General features: G+C 66.0%; 5 protein-coding genes, 1 tRNA gene and 4 pseudogenes. All 10 read left to right on the top strand.

Annotated features, from left to right (window positions below; genetic code table 11):
• Positions 1-525 (top strand): DNA-directed RNA polymerase subunit alpha (locus JWP65_RS08235; protein ID WP_299762593.1); only part of this gene is annotated, 525 nt, incomplete at its 5' end.
• Between the two features lie 99 nt (positions 526-624).
• A complete protein-coding gene (gene rplQ, locus JWP65_RS08230; protein WP_299762590.1) occupies positions 625-1,026 on the top strand; it encodes a 50S ribosomal protein L17 in 402 nt (133 codons plus the stop codon).
• Between the two features lie 19 nt (positions 1,027-1,045).
• Positions 1,046-1,122: transfer RNA gene (locus JWP65_RS08225), tRNA-Met, on the top strand.
• An 89-nt stretch (positions 1,123-1,211) separates the two neighbouring features.
• Entirely contained in the window at positions 1,212-1,916 is a 705-nt protein-coding gene (locus tag JWP65_RS08220) for a glutathione S-transferase N-terminal domain-containing protein (RefSeq protein ID WP_299762587.1), read from the top strand.
• A gap of 100 nt (positions 1,917-2,016) precedes the next feature.
• A pseudogene (locus JWP65_RS08215) lies at positions 2,017-2,767 on the top strand (Phenylacetic acid catabolic protein); the annotation flags it as partial.
• Positions 2,768-2,805: 38 nt separating this feature from the next.
• Positions 2,806-3,091 (top strand): annotated as a pseudogene (gene paaB, locus JWP65_RS08210) (1,2-phenylacetyl-CoA epoxidase subunit PaaB); the annotation flags it as partial.
• Positions 3,092-3,324: 233 nt separating this feature from the next.
• Positions 3,325-3,453 (top strand): annotated as a pseudogene (locus JWP65_RS08205) (Phenylacetic acid catabolic protein); the annotation flags it as partial.
• Positions 3,454-3,464: 11 nt separating this feature from the next.
• Positions 3,465-4,041: pseudogene (locus JWP65_RS08200) on the top strand (phenylacetic acid degradation protein); the annotation flags it as partial.
• A 5-nt stretch (positions 4,042-4,046) separates the two neighbouring features.
• Positions 4,047-4,184, top strand: coding sequence for a hypothetical protein (locus JWP65_RS08195; RefSeq protein ID WP_367280487.1), 138 nt, complete (start codon positions 4,047-4,049; stop codon positions 4,182-4,184).
• A 51-nt stretch (positions 4,185-4,235) separates the two neighbouring features.
• Positions 4,236-4,397, top strand: coding sequence for a hypothetical protein (locus JWP65_RS08190; protein WP_299762584.1), 162 nt, complete (start codon positions 4,236-4,238; stop codon positions 4,395-4,397).
• The last annotated feature ends 100 nt before the right edge of the window (positions 4,398-4,497 follow it).

Raw genomic sequence — 4,497 nt, 5'->3', positions numbered from 1 at the left:
TACGGGGACGAGCCGACCAAGTCGATCGGCCGGATCGTGCTGGACGCGTCGTTCTCGCCGGTTCGCCGCGTGAGCTACACCGTCGAGAGCGCTCGCGTCGAGCAGCGCACCGACCTGGACAAGCTGGTCATGGAGATCGAGACCAACGGCGCCATCACCGCCGAAGACGCGGTGCGTGCCTCGGCCAAGATCCTGGTGGAACAGCTCGCCGTGTTCGCCCAGCTCGAAGGCTCGGAACTGGCCGCGTTCGACGCGCCGGTGCAGCGCAGCTCGCAGCAGTTCGACCCGATCCTGCTGCGTCCGGTGGACGAGCTCGAACTGACGGTGCGTTCGGCCAACTGCCTGAAGGCCGAAAACATCTACTACATCGGTGACCTGATCCAGCGCACCGAAAACGAGCTGCTCAAGACCCCCAACCTGGGTCGCAAGTCGCTCAACGAAATCAAGGAAGTGCTCGCCTCGCGCGGCCTGACCCTTGGCATGAAGCTCGAAAGCTGGCCGCCGGCCGGCCTCGACAAGCGTTAAGAAAAGAGGGATCGCGCCGCAATCCGTTGCGCGCGATCCATTGGTGAAACTGGCAGTACCTGATACGGCTGCCTTTCAAGATAAAGACAGGAATCCACCATGCGTCACGGACACGGACTTCGCAAACTCAACCGCACCAGCTCGCACCGCCTCGCGATGCTGCGCAACATGATGAACTCGCTGCTGCAGCACGAGGCCATCAAGACCACGCTGCCCAAGGCAAAGGAACTGCGCCGCGTCGTCGAGCCGATGATCACGCTCGGCAAGACGCCCACCTTGGCGAACAAGCGCCTGGCCTTCGACCGCCTGCGCGATCGCGACATGGTGACCAAGCTGTTCGCCGAACTCGGCCCGCGCTACCAGACCCGTCCGGGCGGCTACACCCGCATCCTGAAGATGGGTTACCGCGTCGGCGACAACGCGCCGATGGCCCTGGTGGAACTGGTTGACCGCCCCGACACGACAGAAGTTGATGGCGCCGAGCAGAACGCCGCTGAATAGGTTATACTAGACCCTCTGACGCGCGGTGGAGCAGCCTGGTAGCTCGTTGGGCTCATAACCCAAAGGTCGCAAGTTCAAATCTTGCCCGCGCAACCAGTTTGAAAAGCCCTCTCAACGAGGGCTTTTTCAATTCCAACAAGGCCTTCTGATTGAAGGCTTTTGTTGTTTCTGGGAAGCTCATGCGCATGACCGACCTCTCCTGCTTTCCCATCACGCGCAAGTGGCCCGCCACGCAGCCGGACCGCCTGCAGTTGTATTCGCTGCCCACGCCCAACGGCGTGAAGGTATCGATCCTGCTGGAGGAGATCGGCCTGCCGTACGAGGTGCACAAGGTCTCGTTCGAAACCAGCGACCAGGCCACACCCGAGTTCCTCTCGCTCAGCCCGAACAACAAGATCCCGGCCATCCTCGATCCCCACGGGCCGGGCGGCAAGCCGCTGGCGCTGTTCGAGTCTGGTGCGATCCTGGTCTACCTGGCCGAAAAAACCGGCAAGCTGATCCCGCCGGACAGCGCCGGCCGCTATGAAGCGCTGCAATGGGTGATGTTCCAGATGGGCGGCGTCGGCCCGATGTTCGGCCAGCTCGGGTTCTTCCACAAGTTCGCCGGCAAGGACTTCGAGGACAAGCGCCCGCGCGACCGCTATGTGGCTGAGTCCAGGCGACTGCTCGGTGTGCTGGACCGGCACCTCGAAGGCCGCGACTGGATGGTCGGTAACGCGTACGGCATCGCGGACATCGCGATCTTCCCGTGGGTGCGTAACCTGGTTGGCTTCTACGGCGCCGGCGAGCTGGTCGGCTTCCAGGACTTCAAGCAGGTGGCACGGGTGCTCGAGGCCTTCGTGGCCCGGCCGGCGGTCGTGCGCGGGCTCGACATTCCCAAGCGCAACTAGCAGGCCACCGCGGGCGGTGCTCACGATTTCGGGGTGCCTGGGCCTATCATCGACCAAGCGGTCGGGAAAGCGTCCGACCAGGGCCGCATGTACCCAGGCGATGGACACCGCCGGCAAGAACGCCGACACGTGCAAGCCGGTGCGCTTTGCCCGCCAGCTCCAGCAGGAGGAGCGGTTCGAGGCGCGCATCGCCGCGGGCGAGTTCGTCCAGCCCAAGGACTGGATGCCGGACCACTACCGCAAGAGGCTGGTGCGGCAGATCAGCCAGCACGCACTCGGAATACGTCGGCCTGCTGCTGGAGGGGCTGACGTCGGCGCCATCGGCTGGCTGGTGGACGGCGCGGCGATCATGAACCAGGCGCCGATCTGCCGCTGCTGCTACGGCCCTTATGCGCGTCATGCTCCGCATCTGGCGCGAGGAGAGTCCACCAGCGGCAAGGCTTCGAAAGCCCGCTGACGATGATGAAAAAGGGCACCGAGTCCCAGCGCGCCATGGTGCGGGACGCGGTGAACCGTCGGTGGTGGCGGTCGATCATGAGGTTCGGGCCGCCCGAGGACCGCCCGCCCAACACCGCGCAGTCGATGCACTGGGCCATCAAGCGCATCTCGAACGACGAACTGCGGCAAAAGTTTGTGGGTGCCGCCGTCGAGCAGGCCAGGGTGCTGGGCGTGACGCCGCCCGACGCGACATCAAGTGGAACGAGAAACGGCGGCACCACGACTTCGGCGCGGTAGCCTGGGACGAGTTCCGGCGCGTGATCCCCGGCCACGGCCGGTGCAACCGCGACCGTCTGGCGGCGCGCTTGAAGGCCTGGGATGCCGGCGCCTGGGTGCGCGACGCCGCCATGGCATTCGCGCGCAAGCAGGCCGGCGAAGGCAAGGAGGCCGCATGGGCGATCCGCAACAGGAATGGCCGCGGGGGGAGGTGTTCGTGCGCAGCAAGTCCGGCCTGGGCCACAAGCACTGCGGCAGCCTGCATGCCGCCGACGCCAAGCTGGCGATCCAGATGGCGCGCGACGTCTACACCCGGCGCCAGGAAGGCACCAGCGTGTGGGTGGTGCGCTCCGAACCACATCGTGGCCAGCGACCCCGCCGACAAGGGCATGTACTTCGACCCCGCGCGGGACAAGGTGTACCGGCATCCCACCTTCCACGAGCTGCCCGAATCCGTGGACACATGTAGATGCTGTGAGCGAATCGCTCGCACCCCGCGTGCGGCCCTCAATGACGTCAGTTCTTCACCGGTATCGGGTCTTGGCCTCGCCCTCCGGGGCGGGCGCCTCAGGCCGCATGCGTGCGTTGCGGCGCTTGCCCAGGCGGCCGGCCTTGGCAAGGGGCCGCGCCTTCGCCTGCACCCTGATACACCCCGTCGCGGGCGCGATCAATCCATTCACGGCTTCTGAGCGCCATGCAAGGGTCCATCCGGGTCAGCGCCAATTCCCGCGTCCAGTACCTGCTGCGCATCGCCGACAGCGCGCTGGTCCTGCCGCAACGAACAGCGGAATGGCGCGGGCACGCTCCGGTGCTGGAGGAAGACCCCTGCATGCCGGCGACACCATCAACGTGATGGCGCCGCGGGGCCGCTTCTTCGTCCCGCTGGAGCCGGATGCGCGACGCCACCACGTCGGCATCGCCGGCGGCAGCGGCATCACGCCCATCCTCTCGATCATGAAGACGGTGCTGGCGCGCGACCGCACAGCCGCTTCAGCCTGGTGTACGGCAACCGCAGCCTGCAGTCCACCATGTTCAAGGAGGAGCTACAGGATCTGAAGGACAGGTACGTGGCGCAGCTGCTGCACCACGTGTTGAGCGACGAGCACACCGATGCGGCCATCGACATGGGCTTGCTGGACCAGACCAAGGTCGCCGAGTTCCTGCGCACCGGTGCCGGCCGATTCCATCGCCCGCGCCTACGTCTGCCGCCCGTTCCAGATGAACGACGAGGCCGAGGCGGCTGCTGCAAGCCGGCGCGGCGCAAGACCGCATCCACATCGAGCGCTTCGGCGTAGCGCAGCAGGCCACCGGCGCGGTGGTGCACGAGGCGCAGCCGCTCGACGCCGAGCAGGCGCACGTGGTGATGATCCGCGACGGCCAGTGGCGCGAGATCATGTTCCGCCGCGACAGGCCGCCATGAGCAAGCAGCTGACCATGCTGCTGTTCGGCATGATCAACGGGCTGTTCACGTGGCTGAAGCCGCAGGCAAGCCTGGACGACGAGGCGATGGCGCCAGTCGTCGCTGACCTGTTCCTGGCGGAATCGGGGCGGTGAGCAGCCCTGCCCAGGCGCGGTTGGGCCAGCGTCGAGCGGTATGAGGTCGGGTTGCCACTGAATAATCAAGGCGGCCTGTGCCAGGTCGTGTTCGATGTCCGGGCGCTGCACATCGACCAACCCGCACTGCAGCAGACATGGGTGTGCAAGACCACCAGGGAGCTGGTGATGCTCTCGCATGACCGCGACATCCTGCAGTTCGACATGGCTTGACCCGCTTCCAGTGAGATCCTTCGCGCTCCCGGCGCCAACAATGCCGAACCGGCCCGCGGCCTGCGCATGCAGACTTCCCCTCCACCGCCGACACCACGCT

This window comes from Ramlibacter sp. (assembly GCF_028292805.1).
GTDB lineage: Bacteria > Pseudomonadota > Gammaproteobacteria > Burkholderiales > Burkholderiaceae_C > Ramlibacter.
The sequence above is the reverse complement of the archived record's forward strand: the minus strand, read 5'-3'. Positions and strand labels throughout refer to the sequence as shown.